This is a genomic window from Bacteroidales bacterium, assembly GCA_031275285.1.
Classification (GTDB): domain Bacteria; phylum Bacteroidota; class Bacteroidia; order Bacteroidales; family UBA4181; genus JAIRLS01.
The window spans coordinates 1-21,802 of the sequence record JAISOY010000127.1; the positions used below are offsets into that span (position 1 = coordinate 1).

General features: G+C 40.3%; 23 protein-coding genes. 12 read left to right on the top strand and 11 right to left on the bottom strand.

All coding sequences use genetic code 11. The features are described from left to right. A partial coding sequence (locus LBQ60_13105) for a DNA mismatch repair protein MutS (protein MDR2038854.1) occupies positions 1 to 1,240 on the bottom strand: 1,240 nt, incomplete at its 3' end. Between the two features lie 571 nt (positions 1,241 to 1,811). On the opposite strand from LBQ60_13105, the gene LBQ60_13110 reads away from it, so the two are divergent. The 3 genes from LBQ60_13110 to LBQ60_13120 all read left to right on the top strand — a co-directional run bounded on the left by LBQ60_13110 (position 1,812) and on the right by LBQ60_13120 (position 6,033). Next, positions 1,812 to 2,420, top strand: coding sequence for a TetR/AcrR family transcriptional regulator (locus tag LBQ60_13110; protein MDR2038855.1), 609 nt, complete (start codon positions 1,812 to 1,814; stop codon positions 2,418 to 2,420). Between the two features lie 108 nt (positions 2,421 to 2,528). Then, positions 2,529 to 4,301, top strand: coding sequence for an ABC transporter ATP-binding protein/permease (locus tag LBQ60_13115; GenBank protein ID MDR2038856.1), 1,773 nt, complete (start codon positions 2,529 to 2,531; stop codon positions 4,299 to 4,301). Next, on the top strand, positions 4,294 to 6,033 hold the full coding sequence (locus LBQ60_13120) for an ABC transporter ATP-binding protein/permease (protein ID MDR2038857.1): 1,740 nt from the start codon (positions 4,294 to 4,296) through the stop codon (positions 6,031 to 6,033). Before LBQ60_13115 ends, LBQ60_13120 begins: the two co-directional genes overlap by 8 nt. A 207-nt stretch (positions 6,034 to 6,240) precedes the next feature. Here the strand turns inward: LBQ60_13120 and LBQ60_13125 are convergent, their stop codons facing one another. Then, positions 6,241 to 6,930 (bottom strand): HAD family hydrolase, encoded by a 690-nt coding sequence (locus tag LBQ60_13125; protein ID MDR2038858.1) that lies wholly within the window; start codon positions 6,928 to 6,930, stop codon positions 6,241 to 6,243. Positions 6,931 to 7,042: 112 nt separating this feature from the next. Here LBQ60_13125 and LBQ60_13130 point away from each other — a divergent pair, with 112 nt between their 5' ends. Then, a complete protein-coding gene (locus LBQ60_13130) occupies positions 7,043 to 7,612 on the top strand; it encodes a Crp/Fnr family transcriptional regulator (protein MDR2038859.1) in 570 nt (189 codons plus the stop codon). Positions 7,613 to 7,886: 274 nt separating this feature from the next. Here the strand turns inward: LBQ60_13130 and LBQ60_13135 are convergent, their stop codons facing one another. The 5 genes from LBQ60_13135 to ygiD form a co-directional block, all read right to left on the bottom strand. Then, positions 7,887 to 9,143: a hypothetical protein gene (locus LBQ60_13135; protein ID MDR2038860.1), complete on the bottom strand. Its 1,257-nt coding sequence runs from the start codon at positions 9,141 to 9,143 to the stop codon at positions 7,887 to 7,889. Between the two features lie 144 nt (positions 9,144 to 9,287). Next, entirely contained in the window at positions 9,288 to 9,671 is a 384-nt protein-coding gene (locus tag LBQ60_13140) for a hypothetical protein (protein ID MDR2038861.1), read from the bottom strand. 217 nt (positions 9,672 to 9,888) lie between these two features. Next, complete coding sequence (locus LBQ60_13145) at positions 9,889 to 10,233, bottom strand: tRNA-binding protein (protein MDR2038862.1); 345 nt, start codon at positions 10,231 to 10,233, stop codon at positions 9,889 to 9,891. Between the two features lie 268 nt (positions 10,234 to 10,501). Next, positions 10,502 to 10,849, bottom strand: a complete 348-nt coding sequence (locus tag LBQ60_13150; GenBank protein ID MDR2038863.1) for a helix-turn-helix transcriptional regulator — start codon at positions 10,847 to 10,849, stop codon at positions 10,502 to 10,504. Positions 10,850 to 11,157: 308 nt separating this feature from the next. Next, positions 11,158 to 11,991, bottom strand: a complete 834-nt coding sequence (gene ygiD, locus LBQ60_13155) for a 4,5-DOPA dioxygenase extradiol (protein MDR2038864.1) — start codon at positions 11,989 to 11,991, stop codon at positions 11,158 to 11,160. Between the two features lie 429 nt (positions 11,992 to 12,420). Between ygiD and LBQ60_13160 the strand changes: the two genes are divergently transcribed. After that, on the top strand, positions 12,421 to 13,107 hold the full coding sequence (locus LBQ60_13160) for an HAD family hydrolase (GenBank protein ID MDR2038865.1): 687 nt from the start codon (positions 12,421 to 12,423) through the stop codon (positions 13,105 to 13,107). A 34-nt stretch (positions 13,108 to 13,141) separates the two neighbouring features. On the opposite strand, the gene LBQ60_13165 is transcribed toward LBQ60_13160, so the two are convergent. Genes LBQ60_13165 through LBQ60_13175 form a run of 3 tightly spaced genes read right to left on the bottom strand, consistent with a single transcriptional unit; the run spans position 13,142 to position 14,510 of the window. Next, entirely contained in the window at positions 13,142 to 13,504 is a 363-nt protein-coding gene (locus LBQ60_13165; GenBank protein MDR2038866.1) for a hypothetical protein, read from the bottom strand. Further along, entirely contained in the window at positions 13,501 to 13,983 is a 483-nt protein-coding gene (locus LBQ60_13170) for a GNAT family N-acetyltransferase (GenBank protein ID MDR2038867.1), read from the bottom strand. Before LBQ60_13170 ends, LBQ60_13165 begins: the two co-directional genes overlap by 4 nt. Further along, positions 13,980 to 14,510 (bottom strand): dihydrofolate reductase family protein, encoded by a 531-nt coding sequence (locus LBQ60_13175; GenBank protein MDR2038868.1) that lies wholly within the window; start codon positions 14,508 to 14,510, stop codon positions 13,980 to 13,982. Before LBQ60_13175 ends, LBQ60_13170 begins: the two co-directional genes overlap by 4 nt. A 243-nt stretch (positions 14,511 to 14,753) precedes the next feature. Here LBQ60_13175 and panB point away from each other — a divergent pair, with 243 nt between their 5' ends. The 3 genes from panB to LBQ60_13190 are packed head-to-tail and all read left to right on the top strand — an operon-like array spanning position 14,754 to position 17,003. Further along, entirely contained in the window at positions 14,754 to 15,572 is an 819-nt protein-coding gene (panB, locus tag LBQ60_13180) for a 3-methyl-2-oxobutanoate hydroxymethyltransferase (GenBank protein ID MDR2038869.1), read from the top strand. A gap of 57 nt (positions 15,573 to 15,629) precedes the next feature. After that, entirely contained in the window at positions 15,630 to 16,586 is a 957-nt protein-coding gene (locus LBQ60_13185; GenBank protein MDR2038870.1) for a GNAT family N-acetyltransferase, read from the top strand. A 3-nt stretch (positions 16,587 to 16,589) separates the two neighbouring features. Beyond that, a complete protein-coding gene (locus LBQ60_13190) occupies positions 16,590 to 17,003 on the top strand; it encodes a DUF2000 domain-containing protein (protein MDR2038871.1) in 414 nt (137 codons plus the stop codon). Positions 17,004 to 17,292: 289 nt separating this feature from the next. Here LBQ60_13190 and LBQ60_13195 read toward each other — a convergent pair whose 3' ends face one another. Continuing rightward, positions 17,293 to 17,748 (bottom strand): GyrI-like domain-containing protein, encoded by a 456-nt coding sequence (locus LBQ60_13195; GenBank protein ID MDR2038872.1) that lies wholly within the window; start codon positions 17,746 to 17,748, stop codon positions 17,293 to 17,295. Positions 17,749 to 18,183: 435 nt separating this feature from the next. Here LBQ60_13195 and LBQ60_13200 point away from each other — a divergent pair, with 435 nt between their 5' ends. The 4 genes from LBQ60_13200 (at position 18,184) to LBQ60_13215 (ending at position 21,682) form a co-directional block, all read left to right on the top strand. Further along, complete coding sequence (locus LBQ60_13200; GenBank protein ID MDR2038873.1) at positions 18,184 to 19,047, top strand: SDR family NAD(P)-dependent oxidoreductase; 864 nt, start codon at positions 18,184 to 18,186, stop codon at positions 19,045 to 19,047. Further along, positions 19,044 to 19,568 carry an RICIN domain-containing protein gene (locus tag LBQ60_13205; protein ID MDR2038874.1) on the top strand — a complete coding sequence of 175 codons (525 nt, stop codon included), beginning with the start codon at positions 19,044 to 19,046 and terminating at the stop codon, positions 19,566 to 19,568. The genes LBQ60_13200 and LBQ60_13205 overlap by 4 nt, the downstream gene beginning before the upstream one ends. Before the next feature lie 63 nt (positions 19,569 to 19,631). After that, the gene (locus LBQ60_13210) at positions 19,632 to 20,555 is read left to right on the top strand and encodes a helix-turn-helix transcriptional regulator (protein MDR2038875.1); all 924 of its coding nucleotides are present in this window, start codon (positions 19,632 to 19,634) and stop codon (positions 20,553 to 20,555) included. 11 nt (positions 20,556 to 20,566) lie between these two features. Beyond that, complete coding sequence (locus LBQ60_13215) at positions 20,567 to 21,682, top strand: metallophosphoesterase (GenBank protein ID MDR2038876.1); 1,116 nt, start codon at positions 20,567 to 20,569, stop codon at positions 21,680 to 21,682. The last annotated feature ends 120 nt before the right edge of the window (positions 21,683 to 21,802 follow it).

Genomic DNA, 21,802 nt, shown 5'->3' on the forward strand with positions numbered 1-21,802 from the left:
TACTAAGGCTGTTTTCTATACTTTGCCCATCGCCTATATCTACAAAAATATGTTCGAATATGCCAGATCTGGAATTTTCATGTACAGGTATCAGAAGTCCGCACTGCAACATATATTGCAGCAATGCCACTGTTTTCAGGCAAAGTGATTTTCCTCCGGCATTCGCCCCCGAAACGATCAGCAACCTGTCTATTTCATTAAGGCTGATATCCAGAGGATATGCCTGTTTGTTCTGCTGCCGCAACTGGATATTCAGCAGCGGATGTACCGCCTGTATCCATTCAATCTGTTGTTTATCTTCAAATACCGGTTTGATACCATTGATACGCACCGCAAATGATGCCTTGGCACGAATAAAGTCGATTTCGCCCATAAAATGATATGAGCGCATGATATCTGCTATATGCGGACGGACAAGGTCTGTAAATCCGACCAGTATCTTTATCACCTCACGGCGTTCGTCGGCTTCCAGTTCCTGAAGACGGTTATTTGCCTCCACAACTGCTTCGGGTTCGATATAAACGGTCTTGCCGCTGCCGGAACCTTCGTGAACTGTTCCTTTGATCTTCCGTTTATTGGCGGCACCGACAGGGATCATCATCCGCCCGTCGCGCATACTCAGCTGGGTATCCCTTCCGATAAATCCCGCTTTTTGTGCATCGCGCACTGCTGTTTGCATATTGCGTGTAACAGCTTTGGTTGCTTCCAGTTTATCCCTGCGGATATCCGCGAGCCGGTGCGAAGCGTTGTCTTTCACCTGGCAGGATTTATCCAGTATGGAATTGGCCTTTTCAATGATCGAAGGAAAGGATTTTATTCTATCCGCCATGGAAACGAGTGCAGGATACCGGGTTTTTCCCGTATCGGTTTTCGCATGATGCAGGAAGGTGGATATATTACTGATTGTCTGAAGGGAATTCATCATATCTGAAATCTCCTCTTCTGAAAACCAGCTTGTAACGTCTTTTTCTATTCGCCGTACAGCATCACGGACGTCCAGGAAGAAATCAGCAGGAAATTCCTCTTTGTTGTATATGATCTGCGAAAACTCGCTTGTTTGTTCCAGCCACTCTGCAATGGTGGCATAATCCGTTGAGAAGCTCATTTGGGCGACTTGTTCTTCTCCGAGCGGACATAAACATTTTTCTGTAATGAACCGGCGTACCGTGTCGAGTCCTGTTTTTTGTTCAAAATTATCCGGGTAAATCATCATCTCAAATAATATTACGATATCAGCCATCAGTAAACCGACAGGCCAATATACAGTTGATAAAAAATAAATTAAAAACTGAGATTTTCCATATTCCGACAACGTACCGAATTCCTGATCGACAAGGATGTTTTAAAACTTGTCCGGTATCGTTGGCACCTCAAGTCTTAGAGATGCGGACTCGTAACATGGTATTTACGCGGAGACACAATACATAAAAGGGTGTATAAAATTTCGGGTGCAAAGATAAAGGTATTTTTTCAAAATCCATATCCCCCATCCCTGTATTATTTGTAACAGTATAGTTAGCATCATTTCATTTCTTCAGAAACCACTATCTTTCATGCGATTGTATCATTATCCGAACTTACTTCCATAAAATCAGCAATAGGGTCCGGATCATTTATGCCAATATTAATGGTCAAAAAAATACTTTGTTTTTCCATAATATTATGATTCGATAATAATAAGCTATATGTTTCCTGATGATAACTTATATTAGCTATTTCTGATCTGAAAAAATCCCCATAAATAGGTATTGTGCAAGCTGAAAAAGGAAATTTATTTTGTACCTTCAATAAAGAACATTGTTCTCCAATGTATGAGGGTACTAAAAGATGATATATATCAGGCTATCCTGAAATCTGCCCGAAATGAGTTTATCAGGAAGGGGTTTAAAGATACATCCATGCGTGATATTGCTAAAAATGCACACGTCAGTTTAAGCAATATCTATAATTATTTTAAAAATAAAGACGAGATATTCCTGGCTATTGTAAAACCAGCCAAAGACAATATTTTTAGATTCGTTGAACAACAGCATACCGAAGAAAATATAGATTTCAATAAAATGTCCACATTTCATTATCAGGAAGAAACCACCGAAGTATACATACAGCTGTTGATGAAATATAAAGACGAACTCCGTCTTTTACTTTACCATTCGGAAGGTTCATCCATGAAAAATTTCAGGGAAACATTTACCGAATATTTAACCCAAGTATCACTTAAACATATGGATATCATAAAGAAACACTATCCGAAAGTCAGGCATATTTCTCCTTTCTTTATTCATGCCTTATGCGCATTCATGGTAAGCACAGTTGGGGAAATCGTTATCCACAATTTAAGCCGGCAAAAGATCCGGGAGTTTTTCGGGGAATATTTCAAATTTGAGATAGCAGGATGGCGCGAATTAACAGGATTATAAAGGGAGGCAAAGAAAACCTCCCTTCTTTTTTTGAACAAAACAAGACATTGTTCGCTATTGAATGAATTTTTATACAATATGAATATTTAAATTAATCAACACACCAACATGAATACATTAAAAAAGCTCAGGCAATATGCTGGTAAACGGAAATTACTTTTTCCGTTGTCGATGCTATTGTCTGCCATTAGTGCATTGGCAGGTATGCTGCCATTCGTCCTGATTTGGTTTATCGTAAAAGAATTGTTCAACACGGAAGATATATCTTCGTCCGGTAATATTACAACCTATGCCTGGTGGGCGGCCGGTTCGGCCATTGTTAGCCTTCTCCTTTACTTTGCGGCACTGATGTGTTCACACCTCGCTGCTTTCAGGGTAGAATCCAATTTACGGTATGAAGCCATGCAAAAAATCGTGCGGATGCCTCTTGGTTTTTTCGATAAAAACACCAGTGGGCGCATCCGTAAGATTATTGATGACAATGCCGGTGTCACCCATAGTTTTCTGGCACATCAATTACCTGATCTGGCGGCAACCATACTGATCCCTCTTGTGGCTGCAGTACTTATTTTTGTTTACGACTGGCGGCTCGGCCTTGCATGCCTCATTCCTGTCATAGCATCCATACTGATCATGAGTATAACAATGGGTGCAAAAGAACAGAAATTTATGAAAAGCTATATGACTTCACTTGAGGAGATGAATACTGAGGCTGTGGAGTATGTAAGAGGAATTCCTGTGGTAAAAGTATTCCAGCAAACAATTTTCTCATTCAAAAACTTCCACAAAAGCATCATGAATTACAATAAAATGGTATATAACTACACAAGAATGTGGGAAAAACCGATGTCGGCCTATACGGTTATCGTCAATTCTTTTGTATATGTGCTGGCACCTATATCTATATTGTTGATCGGAAATACAGGAGACTATGCACCTGTTTTACTTAATTTCTTCCTGTTTGTCCTTATCACTCCTGTCTTTTCACAGAGTATCATGAGGAGCATGTATCTGGATCAGGCATTAGGACAGGCAAAAGAAGCTATCGTAAGGCTAGAAAAGCTCACCGATTTTGACCTTTTTCCTGAATCAGAAAATCCGATACAACTGAAACAATTTGATATTCGCTTTGATAAGGTATCTTTCAGTTATCCAGAAACAACACAAAAAGCAATAGACGATATCAGTTTTTTTATTCCTCAGGGAAAAACCGTGGCACTGGTCGGGGCTTCGGGAAGCGGAAAAACTACCATCGCCAGGCTTGTTCCCCGTTTTTGGGAAGTGAACGAAGGGCAGGTGATGATAGGAGGTATCAATGTGAAGGATATATATCTTAAAGAGTTGATGAAACATGTTTCTTTTGTTTTCCAGAATACCAAGTTATTTAAAACCACCCTGCTCGAAAATATTAAATACGGTAATCCCGATGCAACGCCGGCAGAAGTGGAACAGGCAGTGGAAATGGCGCAATGCCGTGAGATTATCGACAAGCAACCCTTAGGGTTGAATACCAAAATCGGAACAGAAGGAACTTATCTCTCAGGAGGAGAGCAGCAACGTATAGTACTGGCGCGGGCTATCCTGAAGAATGCGCCTATTGTGGTACTGGATGAGGCCACTGCCTTTGCGGATCCGGAAAATGAACATCTGATACATCAGGCATTAGGCAGATTAACAAAAGGGAAAACCGTACTGATGATTGCCCACCGCCTGACGAGTATTATCGATGCAGACAATATCCTTGTTATCGATAAGGGCAAAATTGCAGAACAGGGTACACACAAAGAATTGCTTCACCAACAAGGAATTTATTACAATATGTGGAACGAGTACCAGCAGTCTGTTCGCTGGACAATAGGAAAGGAGGTCAATCATGCTTAAAACAATTCAAAACCGGTTTGCACTCTCGGCTAAGGGTGCTAAAGATTTCTGTAAAGGAACGTTATTTACTGCACTGCTCGATATAGCACTGATGCTACCGGCAGTTTTCGCGTTCCTTTTCCTCGATGATTATCTTCGTCCTGTCTTCGATCCTTCGACATCTGTAACGCACGGTGTTAGATATTATCTATTACTTGGCATTGTGTTCATGCTCGTTATGTATATCATTGCCGTTGTGCAATATCGCAGCACATATACCACCGTATATGATGAAAGCGCCAACCGCAGGATTTCGCTTGCCGAGAAGCTGCGTAAGCTGCCTTTAGCCTTTTTCGGAGAGAAGAATCTATCCGACCTCACTACTACCATTATGCAGGATTGTACTGATCTGGAGCATGAATTTTCACACTCAGTACCCCAACTTTTTGCCTCCGTGATAAGTATTATTTTAATTGCCTTAGGTATGCTTTTTTATAACTGGCAATTAACACTGGCCCTCTTTTGGGTGGTTCCTGTTGCATTGGTCATTATTCTCCTGTCAAAGAAAAGAATGAGCCGGGATTTCAGTGGCAATTACCAGGACAAGCGTCATGTAACCGAACAGATACAGGAAGGACTTGAAACAATTCAGGAGATCAAATCATACAACCAGGAAGAGGACTACCTTAAAAGGTTAAAACAAAAGATCAAACAATACGAAAAGACACAAACAAAGGGAGAATTATTGACAGGCATATTTGTAAATGGAGCACAAAGTATCCTCAAATTGGGTTTGGCCAGCGTTATTATTGCCGGAGCTACATTACTGGCTTCCGGAAGTGTCGATTTATTCACTTACCTGATATTCATGGTCATCGGATCGCGTGTCTATGTCCCTGTAGGTGAAGTAATGAGCAATATCGCCGTGCTTGTTTATCTCGATGTCCGCATCAAACGGATGAGAGAAATGGAAGCACTTCCAATCCAGCAAGGGAAAACCGACTTTTCACCTGATGATTATCATATAGCATTCAATCATGTAGATTTTTCTTACGAATCAGGAAAACAGGTTTTAAAAGACGTATCGTTCGTCGCCAGGCAAGGTGAGATCACCGCTTTGGTAGGACCTTCAGGAAGCGGGAAAAGTACTGCCGCAAAACTGGCTGCACGTTTCTGGGATATCCAATCGGGAAAAATCCTACTCGGAGGACAGGATATCAGCCAGATTGATCCCGAGACCCTGCTTGAAAACTACGCTGTTGTTTTTCAGAATGTAGTCCTTTTTAATGCTACCATTATGGACAATATCCGTATTGGGAAACGCGGTGCAACAGATGATGAGGTAATGCTTGCCGCCCGGATGGCCCAATGCGATGAGTTTGTACATAAAATGCCTCAAGGCTACCAGACCATTATCGGAGAAAACGGAGAAACACTTTCAGGAGGTGAGCGCCAACGTGTTTCCATTGCCCGCGCATTACTAAAAGATGCCCCCATAGTTCTACTGGATGAAGCCACTGCTTCTCTCGACGTAGAAAACGAGACCAAAATACAGGCCGGTATCTCCGAATTAGTCCGAAATAAAACTGTACTGATCATTGCTCATCGCATGAGAACGGTGGCCAATGCAGATAAGATTGTCGTACTGGATAATGGAAGCGTTGCTGAAGCCGGTACCCCGGAAGAGCTGAAAAAAAGAAACGGTTTATTTGCCCGGATGATTGAAAGGCAGGTGATAAAAACAGGCGCATAATCATATTCCCGAATTGCCTGGCAATAATTTACCATGATCATTTGCAAAAAGGCCTTACAAAAATTAAAGTACACCCCAAAATTTGTGTCTAACTTTTGGGGTGTACTTCAATTTACAGTGATCCCCTAAAATGACTTTTCAAAATCCTTAAAGAAATAATAGTATCTTTTTTGATTCCAGCTCAATTCCTTTAATCGCGTATTTATGTTATAAATGATCCAGTATTTCAGTAATATTCTCGAGTTTAATAAAATTCGGATGCTCAATATTTTGGTCGCACTGTTCGTGTTTCCATGTAGTGTGATAGGGTATATGTATTGCATACGCCCCCAATTCAAGGACAGGAATAATATCGGACTTCAGGGAATTTCCCAACATCAGGAAATTATCAGGCCTACATCCCTGTTGTTTGATCAACTTTGAATAATCCGAACATCTTTTATTGCTCATAATTTCAATGTGATGAAAATATTTTTTTAAACCCGATAACTGTATTTTCCGTTGCTGGTCTAACAAATCACCTTTAGTGGCTAAGATCAGTTTGTATTTTTTGCTTAGTTCTACTAACACTTCTTCAACCCCATCCAATAGATCAACTGGTTTCTGTAATAAGTCCTGCCCTAATTGAATTATTTCCAAAACACAACCGGAAGAGTCTTTTTCATTAACCACTTTACAAATCAATTCAATCATACAAAGCATTATTCCTTTTATGCCATAACCATATAAATGAAGATTCTTCATCTCTGTTTCAAATAAATCTCTTGATGCCTGATGAGCTGGCAGATATTTTTCGATAAGAGCACAAAATTTTGCTTCGAACTCATCAAAGTAAATCTCATTAACCCAAAGGGTATCATCCGCATCAAAAGCAACGAATTCTATTTTGTTTTTCATATTGACCTATGTGTTTTAAGATTAAAAATCATTATATCTTTGTATCTTACATGTGTAAAGATATATTGAAGAGCCCTTCGAAAACAAGGACAATTGTCCCGGAAACATAAATATGTTACGAATAAATATTAATTTTTTATCATACATTGAGCGGCTATATGAAGAGCAAAACGGGAGGGATGTTGTTCTAAGAACATATCCTAAAGGAGAGTTTATTTTTGAACAAAATAATCAAAATAACAAAGTCATCATTATAAGAGATGGTTTCGTAAAGTGTTTCTTTAGTGAAGAAAACGGAAAAGATTTTATATTCGAATTCTTAGGGAAAGGAGAAATAATCGGAGAGATTGAAGCTATACGAGGGACTCCCTGCTTATGTAATATAGAAGCTCTTACCAATGTGGAGGTATATAGCTTTTCTATTGCTTATTTTAAGTCCATGATGAATAAAAGTCCGGAATTCAACCAATTATTGATCGACGAACTAGCAAGGCGTATTATAAATACAAGTACCAGAGCTTCTTTTCAGCAGTTATATAGTATAAAACATGGAGTATCCAAATTATTGCTATTACAAGAAAAGCAAAATATTAAATTACCAAAAACTGATATGGCTGCATATTTAGGCATTGATATCAGAAGCCTGAATAGAATTTTAAAAACTTTAAATAATACTCTTTAATCTAGACATGCATTACCAAACATATGATTGGCTTTGACTACTCCTATCCTACTCGTGTATCATCACTTGAAATAACGACGAAGCAAAACGAAGAGTTTCGCTCAATTCCAAATCGTTATCCATTGTTTACTTCGCTTTCTAAAAGTCCTGGCATTTGACAGGGAAAATGTGGAAAGAAAAGACACCTTAAAATATCTTTTGATGAGCACTTTAATACCTTAAGTTATTCATTCAGGCATCATTATTCAAACTTCCGGTAGTTCGTTTTTCTTTCTCACTCTGCTGCTTGTCCTTCTTTACTTTTAATTATCCATCCTTTATCGGTGATGATTTTTGTATCACATTCCGCTGTTCCGGGGTTGTCATATATCTTTATTTCCGAAGGTTGTGGAGACGGCATGTTACTCTTTTTCAATGACGGATCAAATACGGGAAGATCCTTGAATATTTCTTCCAGGCTCTCTTTTTCGAATTCGTTGTTGTTGATGTACAGGTACCTGATTCCTGTATTTTTTGAAACGTCCAATCCTGTCAGGTTATTGCCTCCACAATTAAGTGCCAACAGGCTGGTATTGTTCGTTATATTGAGTGATTCAAGATCCAGGCCTGAACAGGATAAATTTCCCAACTTGTTGTTTCCGGACACATCGACAGTTATCAATCCGGAGTTGCTGCAATCAATAAAAGTCAGCTCCGGGAATATTGAAAAATCGAATAAATCAATTTTTGTCTTTGAAAATCCGATGTAAGTCAGGTTATCACAACCTGTAAGATCCAAGACTACCAATTCTTCATTACCATTACAATTAATTATACTCAGATTCTTATTATCCTGTATGACTAAAGATTTCAGATTGTTCCTCATGCAGCTGGCATTAACGATGCTTTTCGGCAGTTTCAGTTCTTCTATGCCGCAGTCTGTGATTTCCAATGAATGCAGGTTGTTATTTTTACTCAGATCTATCCCGGTCAGTCCCGGATGGGTGTATACCTGGAGTTTTTCCAGCAGTAGGCATTCGTCCAGGACAACTGATCCCAATTGTTCCCAGTTGCCCAGGTTCAGGGTTTCAAGTTTTTTGCAGCCATTGAGGTTGATTGATTGGTCTCTTGAAAAACTGTTGAATACTGCATCTTTTAATTCGGGACAGTTACCCACATGAAGGTCGTAATATTCCTTGATCAGTGAATAGAGGTTTATAAAAGTAATTTCATCGGTCCATATCTTTACACGATATTCCCCCGCTTTTTTATAAACATGGGTAAATTCCATACGCCAGGGTTCACCATTACCCGGGTTTTTATCTTTGGTAACCTCTCTATCACCCCAGTCAACGGCGATCTTCCCACCGTTCAGGATGACATACGCATAATCATTTGCTTTTGTATTGACCGTGAATTGAATGGTATTAGAGGCGGTAAGTTCCGGCACATCAAAATCCGAATCCCGTTTTTCGGAATCATCACTTTTATTACATGACATCAAGCCATTTATCAACAAGGCCGAAAGAATAAAACAAAATATCTTCTTCATATCAAATTTCCTTTTAATGCTGCAAAAGTATTAAAAAAGTACCATTTTTTGTAATAGCATCCGGGAGATGGAGGAGATATGTTTGCCTGATGACTAATCAACAATGTGATGCAATCGGGACATATAGCCGGAAAACTGTTTTATTTATAACCCTGAGGCAACCATCCAGAAACAAACTGCAACAATAAAAGACAAAGGCGTCATAAACAGTTTTTCTTTTTTACTTTTTGAAACAATGTTCATGAATACATTCAGGGAGAGATAAACAGCAAAGACATAGCAGCCAACTTTAACCACATTTCCCGGTAATCCGGTATCAACAATACCACCTCCATGGAGTAACACAGCAATACCCGACAGCTGTACCAAAACAGCTATAGCGGTTGTGATACGGCTTTTGAGGGGCATCACACGATGACGTCCGCCCATGGCATATTCACCGAGAGGCGCTCCAAAAACAAGCAAAATATATAGGATCACAATCAGGCCGAAAAGAGCAGAGCCGATCAGGGCTGGTATCATATTCATTTGATTTAAGACTGGCAAAGATAGGGTTTCTTAATAAATTGATTAAACGATATGTAACAAGGACAAATACATACAAATTATAATGATTCAGGCCTGGAATTAAGGTACGATACTACTATTACATGGAAAACAGATAAAATAGTTCGTAAGCGAAAGGAATACACATTTAAAAAAGGCAGCACCAAAGCTGCCTTGAATTACTTTTTTCCGGATACTATTATCCGATTTTCAACCCATTCCCTACTTTCCTTTCTGGAGACAACAGTGTCACCACATCACCATCCACAACGCCCATAATCAGGCATTCACTCATTAAGGTGGCAATTTGTTTCTTAGGGAAATTTACCACACATATTACCTGCCGCCCGATAAGGTCGTCAGGAACATAAAGTTTAGTTATTTGCGCCGAACTTTTACGTTGTCCCAGTTCTCCAAAATCTACCGTTATCTTATAGGCAGGTTTCCGTGCCTCTCCAAATATTTCCGCGCTAACAATAGTACCCACACGCATATCGATCTTAGCGAAATCGTCCCAAGTGATCGTATCTGATTGCTTTTCCATTATTTTTATATAGATTTATCTTCCGGCCCTCACCGGGCAAGACTTTTAATATGACTATTTTTAAGTTGGATATAAATTATACAACACCATCCGGCATCATCACCACATAATGTGGAGTTTATATTTCATTTTTACCGCGGCAAAATGTTAATATCCCGGTGGGGGGGAAGATCATTCTTTCTATTCATATTCTTATGATTCATTAATTATACTAATGTGTGGAAGGCTCATGCATTATCGGATATTCTTGACAAGATTGAGCCGGCATTCATATATGAAGCAATTCCTTCATTTCTTCCTTAAAGCTTTCTCCCCACTCACGCAAAACCGCAATAACCGGAAGTAAAGTTTTCCCTTTTTCAGTAATTGAATATTCCGAATGTGGGGGCAATTCGGCGAAAATTATTTTTTTGATCATTCCGTGAAATTCCAATTCTTTTAGTTGCTGGTCGATTACGCGGGAACTTGCATCTGTAAAATTCCTGTGCAACTCACTGGGACGCATTGGTCTTTTGTCCAGGGCTTCTAAAATACAGGATTTCCATTTCCCTCCGATCACTTCCATGGTAATCTTAATACCACATTCGAGATCAAGAGGTATTTTCTTTTCATACATATCAATGGTGTTTTTTACAAAGATACTATATCTATCAAAAAAGAGGTATACAGATTCATTTATCAGTACTTGTAAAAAAGTATCCACCTTCGACGTTTGTGAAAATGGAAATGGGTGCCGGATATCATACCTGAATGATTCCCGGTATCAGATAATCATTGACCGAAATTTGCAATGCAGATAGAAGGTGAAAAGAGTAGTGATTACCGTTACATTGTTGTTGCTAATCATGATTACTTATGCACAAAAGAATAATTCAATAAATAGTCAGAATATGGATCTTAAGACCTCAACAATTCGTTTACTTTTCACCCTTGATTTTTATAATTGCCAATTATGAGCGAGGTCATCGATAATGAACCTGCTACTATTTTGTCATTAAATATCTCTATCGGCTCTCCCTTTTCCTGTAGAGCCAAGGCATATATCAGCGGGATGTAATGTTCCCCGGAAGGAATTCCTAAGTTTGCATCTTCAGAAAGGCTACGATGATTTACCAGAGATGAATGATCGCCTGAAAGAATTCTTTCTTTCATGATGAGATTTAGTTTTTCAGCCCATTCATAACCGAATTCATTGTTAAAACCCTTTTCAGAAGGACGGGCCAGCCACAGATTATGTACCATATTCCCGCTTCCAGCGATCAATACTCCCCTATGGCGCAGAAATGCCAATTCCTGGCCCAGGTCATAATGGCATTGCATATCTTTTGTATTGTCGATACTTAACTGCATAACCGGAACATCCGCATCGGGATACATATGTTTCAGGAAACACCAGCTTCCGTGATCCAGTCCCCAACGATAATCTTTTCCGATCTCGAACATTCTTATCCTGTCCCGGATCGTATCGGCCAAAGCAGGAGAACCATCCGCCGGATATTGCTGCCAATACAATTCTTCGGGAAAGCCTCCGAAGTCATGGATGGTCTCAGGTTTATCCATAGCTGTTGTCATTGACCCTCTGGTTTCCCAATGTGCGGAAATACATAATATGGCTTTCGGTTTAGGTAAAGCTTTACCTAATTCTTTCCATTTTTGCGAAAACACATTGTCTTCGATTGCATTCATAGGAGTGCCGTGTCCGATAAAAAGCACAGGCATGATGATATTTTTTTCTTCGATAGTTACTGTTTTGTTCATTGACCGGATATAATTAAAATTTTGTATAGTTATTTTCAGGCTCTTCATGAGCCGGCGCCTGATATTTCAACTCCCTTTAGTAACAACAGGTAACGGTATTTAGTAATGTCAGCAATGAATTTGCGTACTATTACCTGGGGTCTTTCTATATTTTTTCTGTTCAGTTTCTCTGCCATACACATATCCATGTAAATTAATACACTAATAACTAGAATGTTGCAATTGTTGATAATTCTGATTGAATGATCTTCTGTGATCTTAAAATATTTACTATCAAATAATGTTCCGATTATTTTAAATATGTTGATCAGTGATAGAGTATTCCAATTTAAATGTTCATTTTAAGCTCGGTTTATTCTCCTGATTTAACGGAATCAGAGCAAGACACTTCCTTTTATCTGCTATCTTTGTGGAGTAAAAAGCATTCAAGTGAACAATCCGGACAAAAATTTTCCAATAAAATTCAAAGAAACAGAGAACATCCTGTGGGACTGGAATGGTACACTCCTCAATGATGTTGATGTAAATTTGAAAGTAATCAACCGGATGCTTTCCCGAAGAGGATTAAAACAACTGTATCTGGCTTCATATAAAAACACTTTCTGTTTTCCTGTAAAATTATTTTACGAACAGATCGGCATTGATTTAGAAAAAGAGTCTTTTGGGGAGGCTGCCGAAGAATATATATCGGACTACCGGTCCTGTGAAGATGAAATCGGTCTGAATGCAAATGCCTCTTTTGTCCTGGATGCCTTTCACCAAAAAGGGATCAGGCAATATATCCTGTCGGCCTGCGGAAAAGAAGACCTGATGAGGATGATCAACCGTTTCGATCTGGCGGGGAAATTCCAGGAAATATACGGAGCCGATGATATCCACGCCCATGGAAAGACAGAGACCGGTAAAATACTAATACAAAATCATTCTATCGATCCGGAACGTACCTTATTGATTGGTGATACCCTACATGATGCGGAAGTAGCGAAAGCTATCGGAATAAATTACATCCTGTATTCGGGCGGGCATAACAGCTACGATCTGTTGAATAAGGAATCGAGGGTCATCACAGATTTAAAGGAAATATTGACATTATTGCGGTGCGGTAGTTCCACATAGGTATTTATTAGCATAGCATGTCAACAATAGGTAACTATATTAGTTTGACCGAGCATATCACCGTTCCTATTCCAGTGATCACATTTAATATGATGATCATTTCAGAGATCGGTCTGTTGAAATAACCGGCCCTTTTTACCAAAATTTTATGGACAACAAACGGGATCAATCCGCCAAGACCTGTGATAATTCCTATAACCATCCCTGCGGTAGTTTGCTGGTATAATTCGATCACTCCCCAGAAAAAAAGGAGGATAATGGGAACATGCATCAGAAGGAATCCGGTTATTTTTCCGGGCAGTTTCAGTATCTCCCATTCTTCCTCATAGGCCGATTCTATTTCATGCAATAATAAAAGTGTTGCATTCAGGATATAAAATAACAGGGTGATGTTCATATGTTTTTTTTTAACAGGAAATAACCTTTATCCTCATCATAAATCAATCCGTTTGCCAAAAGGACTTTACAGGAAGTAATATTTTCATTGTCGGGTTGTACTATGATTTCAGCGTTTGGCGACAGCCGGTAAATTTCTTTTATGAGCATGGACACGATCTCTTTACCATAACCCTTCCCAAGATGTTCTTCTTCACCGATAAGGTAATCAATACTGAAAACCGCATGCGGCCGGTCAATGGAATACCATTCTTCCTGTGCATCAAAACAGTCGTAATACTGCCCGAAACCAACCGGTGTACTGCCTTTCAAAATCATAAAATGGTTCAGGAAACTGAAACTGCCGTTTCTTTCCCTGATCTCATGCAGCCACTCACCGGCATCATGGTACCATTTCAGGATGTATTCCTTGTTCAGCCAGATGGTCAATTGCGGGATATCGCTGTCTTCAACAGGTCTTAATGTTAATAAATCGCTCATTTTTTGAGACGGTAAATTACCTGAGTCACTCCGTTATTATAACTGGTCTTGTTATCCAGATTCCATTCCCATGCTCCGGAAGAAGCCGGGAATAACCTGATCCCTTTTCCGAGGGTTACCGGAATATAAGTGATCGTTATTTCATCGATCATTCCATGATCCTGTAACATAGCTATGATCTCTCCGCCGCCGACAAGCCAGATATCCTTCCCTTCCTTTTCGCGAAGTTGGCCGATTTTATCCATGATACGTTCATGGATAAAATGAATATCTTCTTCCGCCTTAACCGGATTACGTGTGATCACAAAAGTGGTTTTATCCTTATAAGGCCATACAGGACCCATCCCAAGGATATCCCGGTATGTCCGGCCACCCATGATAATCGTATCGATGGATGCAAAGAAATCATCATATCCGTAGTTTGTTTCGGAATCTACGGGATATTTCATCAACCAGTCCAGATCGCCATCTTCCCGTGCGATATATCCGTCTATGGAGGCTGCTATGTATAATTTGATTTTTTTCATGATGATCAAATCCCCTGCAAGATACAAAAGAAAAGTATGGAACTATCATTCCCGGACGGTTATATTACTTATGGAAAAGGTTCAGAATTAACTTCACTGACACCTTCGTGGTTTAAAGTTCAACGTTTCTGGGTTTATCGAATGGTGTGATGAAGGATGAATAAAATCAATATTTTTATTATTTGTTTTAAAATACGTAATTGATTACGTATTTTTGCAATGTAATTTAAAATCAAATGAACCATGTCCACTTATACGGAAGATAAAAGAAAAGTTACCACCCACAGATTATGGGAGATGAAGCAGAGAGGCGAAAAAATCAGCGTATTGACCGCCTACGATTACACCATGACTAAAATCATAGATGAAGCCGGTATCGATGCGATCATTGTAGGCGATTCTGCTTCCAACACAATGATAGGCAATCATACGACCTTACCTATCACGCTCGACCAGATGATATACCATGCACGATCGGTCGTCAATGCGGCCAAAAGAGCGCTGGTGATCGTAGATATGCCGTTCGGCACCTGTTCGGGAAATCCCCTGAAATCCCTTGATGCAGCCATCAGGATCATGAAAGAGACAGGAGCGGATGCTGTAAAGGTAGAAGGCGGAAAAGAAATCCGGGAAGATGTGAAAAAAATCATCGATGCAGGTATTCCGGTCATGTCCCATCTGGGATTAATGCCTCAGTCGATCAATAAATACGGCACTTACGCCGTCCGCGGAAAGGATGAAAAAGAAGCGGAAAAGCTGATCGACGATTGCCTGTTGATGGAAGCAACCGGGGCTTTCGGCATACTGCTCGAAAAAATTCCGGCTGCACTTGCCACCGAAATTTCCGGTAAACTAAAGATCCCTACGATCGGTATCGGGGCAGGAGCAGGCGCCGATGGACAGGTGCTTGTGATCCATGATATGATGGGCATGAACAGGGAGTTTTCACCCAAATTCCTTCGCCGGTATGCGGACCTCCATACCGTGATGACTGAAGCTACCCAAAACTATATCCATGATATAAAAAATATGAAATTTCCTGCCCAAGAAGAAAGCTATTGAGACATTTTGTTTTCTTCAACAGGTATCTGATTACAGCAATCTTTAATACAAAACAATATGGATTTTTTCAATAAAACAGGTACATTGGCAATGGGAAGCAGGCTTCGCATGCTGTCCGACACGATCACCGAAGATGCAGCATCGATCTATCGGTTATACGGCGCCGATATAAAGGCGAAATGGTTCCCTGTATTTTTTGCTTTGTCGGACGGGGAGCCAAGAACCATCACCGCACTGGCAAAGGAGATCGGACATTCGCATCCGTCGGTCAGCAACATTATCCGTGAAATGTCTTCCAAAGGACTTGTAAAAGAAAAGAAAGACAAGGCGGACGGCAGGCGGAATATGGTGGAACTGTCCCCAAAAGGCAAAGAGATCGCACAAAAAATGCCGGATCAGTACGCTGATGTAAAGGCTGCCATTGACAATATCTTACAACAGACACGGAATAACCTGTGGAAGGCGATTGAAGAGTGGGAATTCCTCCTGTCCGAAAGGCCGCTGCTGAAACGGGTGGAAGATGAGCGAAAGGCACGGGAAAGCAGGAATGTAAAAATAGTCCCGTACGAACCCAAATACCGCCAGGTGTTCAAGGAACTGAATGAGGACTGGATCACTACCCACTTTGAAATGGAAGAAGCCGACCATAAAGCCCTCGATGATCCGGATGAGTATATCCTGGGGAGTGGCGGGATGATATTTATTGCCATTTATAAGGATGAGCCAGTGGGCACCTGCGCATTGATCAAAATGAACGACGGCAATTATGATTACGAATTGGCAAAAATGGCTGTTAATTCCAGGCTAAGGGGATTGAATATCGGCTATCTGCTTGGAAAAGCCGTGATAGAAAAAGCAAAAGAGTCGGGTGCAAAGAAAATCTATCTGGAAAGTAACACTCTTTTAAAGCCTGCCATACAGTTATACCTGAAACTGGGTTTCAAAAAAATAGCCGGGCACACTACCCCCTATAAAAGGTGTAACATACAAATGGAGTTGATATTAAACGAATAACCTATGATATACGAGAATAAAATCGCCATTATCATTAAGAATGATCTGAAAGATTGGCAAAAGCTGAATGTTACGGCCTGTTTGGCAAGTTCTGTTGCCATACAGTTCCCAGAAACCCACGGGAAAAAATTCGTGAATGCTTCAAATTCGACTTTCCTGCCTTTCAGTAGGCATCCGATGATGATATATGCCGCTAATTCCGGCGAGGAAATCAATCGTGCTTTCAGGAGAGCGAAAGAGCGGGATCTGGCTATAGGAATCTATACCGAACCTTTATTCTCGACAAAATGTGAAGAAGAAAATCATGTAGAGATCTCAAAGGCAAGTGATAATGATCAGATATTGGTCGGAATGATCCTGTATGGAGAAAGTAAAAAGGTCAATAAAGCATTGGACGGGTTAAAATTTCATATTTAGAAGCCGCTTAACCATCCATTGTCTCTCGCGATCGTACTGCGGACAAAGTAACCAAAACGACACAACAAGAACCGGTTTTGCCACTTTGCCTGTGAAGAATCGTAACAATAAAATTAACAGGCGGGTACCCTCGTTGATCTCATATAAATGATAAATTTGCACATCATTATCATGTGATCATTCATGCAAAATACAGACTTTGTCATTCAATGGTTCAGGCAATTCGGTTATATCAGCGGCGAAGCCGAAACCGATCTGCTGAAAAAGCAGGGTATACAGATAAAACATGTTAGATATGTTTTACCGGATTCCACAGCTCTACTCCGCCATTTGCCGAATACCATTCGAAAAATATTCCGTGCTGATGATCTGTTTCTAACCTGCGTGCAGGTAATTCCTTAAAATAAAATTCCGTCCACGCTTCTCCCAAATCGGCTCCATCCGGAAGAGAAGCTACCGCATATAAACCTTCTGGGATTTCCAGGCGTTGGATATTGCTGCCCGCATGGTCCTTTTCCATATGATCGATCATGACGGCCAGCATATAAAAATATTGTTTATGGGTATCGTCTGTGTACCACATAACCCCATAAAGACCGGATGATTTTCCGGATAAACCCTGCAGTTCCTCTTTGTGACCGGACCATAATTTACCAACATCCCGGTCGCCATTTTCGAGATCGGTTAAAACGCTATATCCACAGACCACAAATGACTTATGCTCTTCCAAACGTATATCCATCATACTCTTCTATTTAGTTATTATAAAGCAAAAATAATGACTTTATATCTATAAAAGTTATCCAAAATAGCCGGATTATGAGAAACATCCTGATGGTCATCTGCACGTAAAAAGTTGATTTTATGTCTTTTGCCAAAATCGACGGTATAACACCGTTCTACTTTTGTAAAGTCATCGAAAAGGTGAAATGTTATGTGCCTCTATATACAAAACAAAAATAAATCCATTAGATGAGTAAAAAAGTAGTGATTATACCGGCAAGTCCGGAGACTCGCTTTTAACACCTCGTAACAACGACGCTACAACAAACAGGGTATTTTTGTGGAGATGCTGCGATAGATTAAGTATCCCCGTTTTGTATAGAACTAACTCCGTTTTGTATAGCTCTCAGGACACTACCTCCCCGTACCTTTGTACAAACATCAAATCAAGGGTAAAATGGAACATAAAATAATCTTAATCACAGGAGCCTCTGATGGAATCGGGAAAGAAACCGCAAAAACGCTCGCCAAACAAGGACATACAATGATCCTTCATGGCCGCAACAAACATAAAATGCAGGCTGTTTATGATGAGATCAGGAGAGAAACAGGCAATAACAACATAGATATGTTCACAGCCGATTTTCTGTCACTTGCCGAAATAAAACGTTTTGCAGACACCATTAAAAAGAAATACGACCACCTGGACGTACTCATCAATAATGCAGGAGCTCAGTTTGGTGGCAAAAGGGAAACCACAGGCGATGGACACGAAAAAACGATGATGATCAATGTGTTCGCTCCGTTCCTTTTGACAACACTTTTACTCGACTTACTCAAAAAAAGCCCTTCCGCAAGGGTCGTAACTGTTTCGTCGGCTGCACACAAAATGAGCGGGAAACCATATCCGGATGACATAGAACTAAAAGACCATTATTCCATGTCGAGGGCATACGGCTTATCGAAATTATATATTATCTGGGTAATGCGTCATTTCATTACTGAAATGAAAAAAGCAGGCATCAATAGTATCACATTCAATTCGGTGCATCCCGGTTCCGTAAACACAAGCCTGGGCCGTGTATCAACAAAAGATTGGGGAACAAAAATCATTTATTTCCTCTGGAAGCCATTGACGATAAGCGTCGCAAATGGAGCAAAAAGCAGTATCGAAGCTGCTGTATCCCTCAAACTGGAAGGTGTTACAGGCAAATATTTCGGCCCGAAAGGGGAAGAAAAACCCAGTGACAAATATTATTCTGTCGAAAACGAACAGATCGTTTGGGATTACTGTAAAAAAGTAACGGAGGATTATTTATGAAAGCAGCCTTTATCATATTGCTTGTCCTGATAAGTATCCCGACTGTCATATTCGGCCCGCGAATACATAAGGACATCCAAAAGAAACGCAATTATGCGAATACCTACGCGATACAGAATATCGGAAACGGCAAGGATATCCGGGTACGTGATGCCGGAAACTCCGACGGTACAAAAATGATCCTGTACAGTCATCATAATTGGGAGTGTATTACATGGCAGTTGATCGAACTGGGAGATAATATATATTTACTTAAGAACCTGTACACACAGAAGAGCTTCCAGCCTTCTTCGGTTCCGGCAGCGGGCGTGACCCTGTGGCAACAAACATTGGGCGGAAGCCGTTTACAATATTGGGAGTTTGTAAAGCAACCGGGCGACAGCTACCTGATACGCCTGAAAGACACGGAACTGTACCTGACATCGACTTCTGACGAAAACGATTCGGATATTGTCCTTATGCCGGAACAGGATTCTGATAAGCAGCGATGGAGATTGATACGGCAAAACCCTATTATTTAGTGACCTATTTATGAAACGGGGAATTATCCCTATCTTTATGGGTATCGAAAAAGCCTCAAACAAATGGAATTAAACGAATTGAAAATCGGTGACAGCCAAATAATAAAAATAAATACGATCGAGGAGTACACACGGCGGTTTGGTTGTCCGCCTGCCAATCATCCGCTGGTCAGTATCTGCCGTATTGCGGAGGTGAAGGATTTTGTTCCTTTCAACAAGCCGGTTCAGCTTAACTTGTACACTATCGCAATAAAAGACGGCACGAACTGTACTTCAAAATATGGTTGGCGGGAGTATGATTTCACAAGAGGATCCATGAACTTTTTTGCACCGGGACAGATACACTCATGGGATGAAGGAAAGGAACAATCAGAAGCATGGGGCTGGATGCTGGCATTTCATCCTGATTTTATCCGCAAATACCCTTTAGGAACGAAAATCAATAAATTAAAGTTCTTTTCGTATGAAACCAACGAAGCCCTTCATATATCCGATACCGAACAGTCGCTGCTCGAAGGCATAATGCAAAATATAGAAAGCGAAGATAAACGGAGTATCGATGAACACAGTCAGGATATCATTGTATCCCAACTGGATGTACTTCTGAATTATGCAGAACGCTTTTATACACGACAGTTCAGAACAAGAAACAGTGTGGAATCAGATATTCTGACCCGCTTCCAATCTGTACTCCATCAACATTTTGAAGATCAAAAAGAAAAATTGATTACGGCAAACGATATTGCTTCCGAGCTGGCCATGTCCACGCATTATCTGAGCGATCTCCTTCGCAATTTAACAGGGATGAATACACAACAACATATCCATGCCTATCTGATCGAACGTGCAAAAGACCTGTTATCGACAACCACACTTTCAGTCAATGAGATCGCTTATTCACTTGGATTTGAATATCCGCAATATTTCAGTCGTTTGTTTAAAAGTAAAACAGGACAAACCCCTGTCGAGTTCCGCAACATGAATTAAAAAAACCTATCATGAGATATATTGGCGCCATATTGTTTTTAATCATAATTCTTACCCTGGTTACAGGAGCTATTATCTACCTGTCCAACAGATGTGCATTGTTTTTTCCCTCAATACCTAAAAAAGTATGGATATGGGGGTTCGTTACTTTGTTTATCATCGTTTTTCTGTGCATGTCCCTATTTGCAACGACCGCTAATCCGATAGGCAAAGCCGTATTCATTTTCGGAGGAATTGCGATCTCCATGTTCCTTTTCCTATTGTTATCAGTTGTAATCACAGATATATTCAACCTGTTTTTCAAATTCCCGTCCCAACTTCGCGGATTTCTTTCAGTAGGCCTGGCCTCATTACTTACCATTTATGGTGTATGGAATGCCTATAATATAAAGGTAAAGGAAATCACTATTCCTATCAAAGGATTGACACAGGAGATCCGGGCAGCCCACATTACCGATGTTCATTTAGGCAATTTACGAGGAAAAAAGGAAGTAGATAAAATCGTCCGTAAGATAAAAGAGCTTGATCCCGATGTGATCTTTAATACAGGTGATATGTTCGACGGCAGAACGCATTTTGACGAAGGAAAAGACGTATTGACTGCATTCCGCACATTGGATATGCCGCATTATTTTGTTTATGGCAACCACGATGAACACGTCGGAGTGAAAGATGTGGTTATGCAGTTGAAAAGGGCAAACGCCACAGTTCTTTTGAATGAGATTGCCTACTTCGAAGAATTGCAGATCATCGGACTGAATAATATGCTTCCCGACCGTAATTCTTTTGATATGCATACAACTGCTGATTCGGAAACGATAGAAGATGTTCTGAATAAACTGAAGATCAAAGAGGATGATCCGACAATCGTACTTCACCATCGCCCCGATGGAGTGAAATACATGCAAGGGAAAGGAGCAGATCTTTTATTGGCAGGACATACCCATGCAGGGCAGATATTCCCTTTTACATTCATTGCAAAACTCATGTTTGGATACAACAGGGGACTGTATCAATACGGAACAATGGATATCCATGTGTCGGAAGGAACAGGCACGATCTTCGCACCGGTTCGTCTTGGCACAAGTAGTGAAATAACATTAATAAGGCTGATACCCAATAAATGATAAAGTCAACTGACGGTTTATTCAATGGTTTGGGAGAAGATTATTATATCACATTACAAGCGATATAGATTATGACACCAAAAGAGGTATTACAGCAATGGATCGACGCATTTAACCAGG

Bases quoted from the DNA above. Each gene is read 5' to 3' on its own strand.
- LBQ60_13110 (MDR2038855.1), top strand. From the start codon at position 1,812: ATGAGGGTACTAAAAGATGATATATATCAGGCTATCCTGAAATCTGCC.
- LBQ60_13115 (MDR2038856.1), top strand. From the start codon at position 2,529: ATGAATACATTAAAAAAGCTCAGGCAATATGCTGGTAAACGGAAATTA.
- LBQ60_13120 (MDR2038857.1), top strand. From the start codon at position 4,294: ATGCTTAAAACAATTCAAAACCGGTTTGCACTCTCGGCTAAGGGTGCT.
- LBQ60_13125 (MDR2038858.1), bottom strand. From the start codon at position 6,930: ATGAAAAACAAAATAGAATTCGTTGCTTTTGATGCGGATGATACCCTT.
- LBQ60_13130 (MDR2038859.1), top strand. From the start codon at position 7,043: ATGTTACGAATAAATATTAATTTTTTATCATACATTGAGCGGCTATAT.
- LBQ60_13135 (MDR2038860.1), bottom strand. From the start codon at position 9,143: ATGAAGAAGATATTTTGTTTTATTCTTTCGGCCTTGTTGATAAATGGC.
- LBQ60_13140 (MDR2038861.1), bottom strand. From the start codon at position 9,671: ATGAATATGATACCAGCCCTGATCGGCTCTGCTCTTTTCGGCCTGATT.
- LBQ60_13145 (MDR2038862.1), bottom strand. From the start codon at position 10,233: ATGGAAAAGCAATCAGATACGATCACTTGGGACGATTTCGCTAAGATC.
- LBQ60_13150 (MDR2038863.1), bottom strand. From the start codon at position 10,849: ATGTATGAAAAGAAAATACCTCTTGATCTCGAATGTGGTATTAAGATT.
- ygiD (MDR2038864.1), bottom strand. From the start codon at position 11,991: ATGAACAAAACAGTAACTATCGAAGAAAAAAATATCATCATGCCTGTG.
- LBQ60_13165 (MDR2038866.1), bottom strand. From the start codon at position 13,504: ATGAACATCACCCTGTTATTTTATATCCTGAATGCAACACTTTTATTA.
- LBQ60_13170 (MDR2038867.1), bottom strand. From the start codon at position 13,983: ATGAGCGATTTATTAACATTAAGACCTGTTGAAGACAGCGATATCCCG.
- LBQ60_13175 (MDR2038868.1), bottom strand. From the start codon at position 14,510: ATGAAAAAAATCAAATTATACATAGCAGCCTCCATAGACGGATATATC.
- panB (MDR2038869.1), top strand. From the start codon at position 14,754: ATGTCCACTTATACGGAAGATAAAAGAAAAGTTACCACCCACAGATTA.
- LBQ60_13185 (MDR2038870.1), top strand. From the start codon at position 15,630: ATGGATTTTTTCAATAAAACAGGTACATTGGCAATGGGAAGCAGGCTT.
- LBQ60_13190 (MDR2038871.1), top strand. From the start codon at position 16,590: ATGATATACGAGAATAAAATCGCCATTATCATTAAGAATGATCTGAAA.
- LBQ60_13195 (MDR2038872.1), bottom strand. From the start codon at position 17,748: ATGATGGATATACGTTTGGAAGAGCATAAGTCATTTGTGGTCTGTGGA.
- LBQ60_13200 (MDR2038873.1), top strand. From the start codon at position 18,184: ATGGAACATAAAATAATCTTAATCACAGGAGCCTCTGATGGAATCGGG.
- LBQ60_13205 (MDR2038874.1), top strand. From the start codon at position 19,044: ATGAAAGCAGCCTTTATCATATTGCTTGTCCTGATAAGTATCCCGACT.
- LBQ60_13210 (MDR2038875.1), top strand. From the start codon at position 19,632: ATGGAATTAAACGAATTGAAAATCGGTGACAGCCAAATAATAAAAATA.
- LBQ60_13215 (MDR2038876.1), top strand. From the start codon at position 20,567: ATGAGATATATTGGCGCCATATTGTTTTTAATCATAATTCTTACCCTG.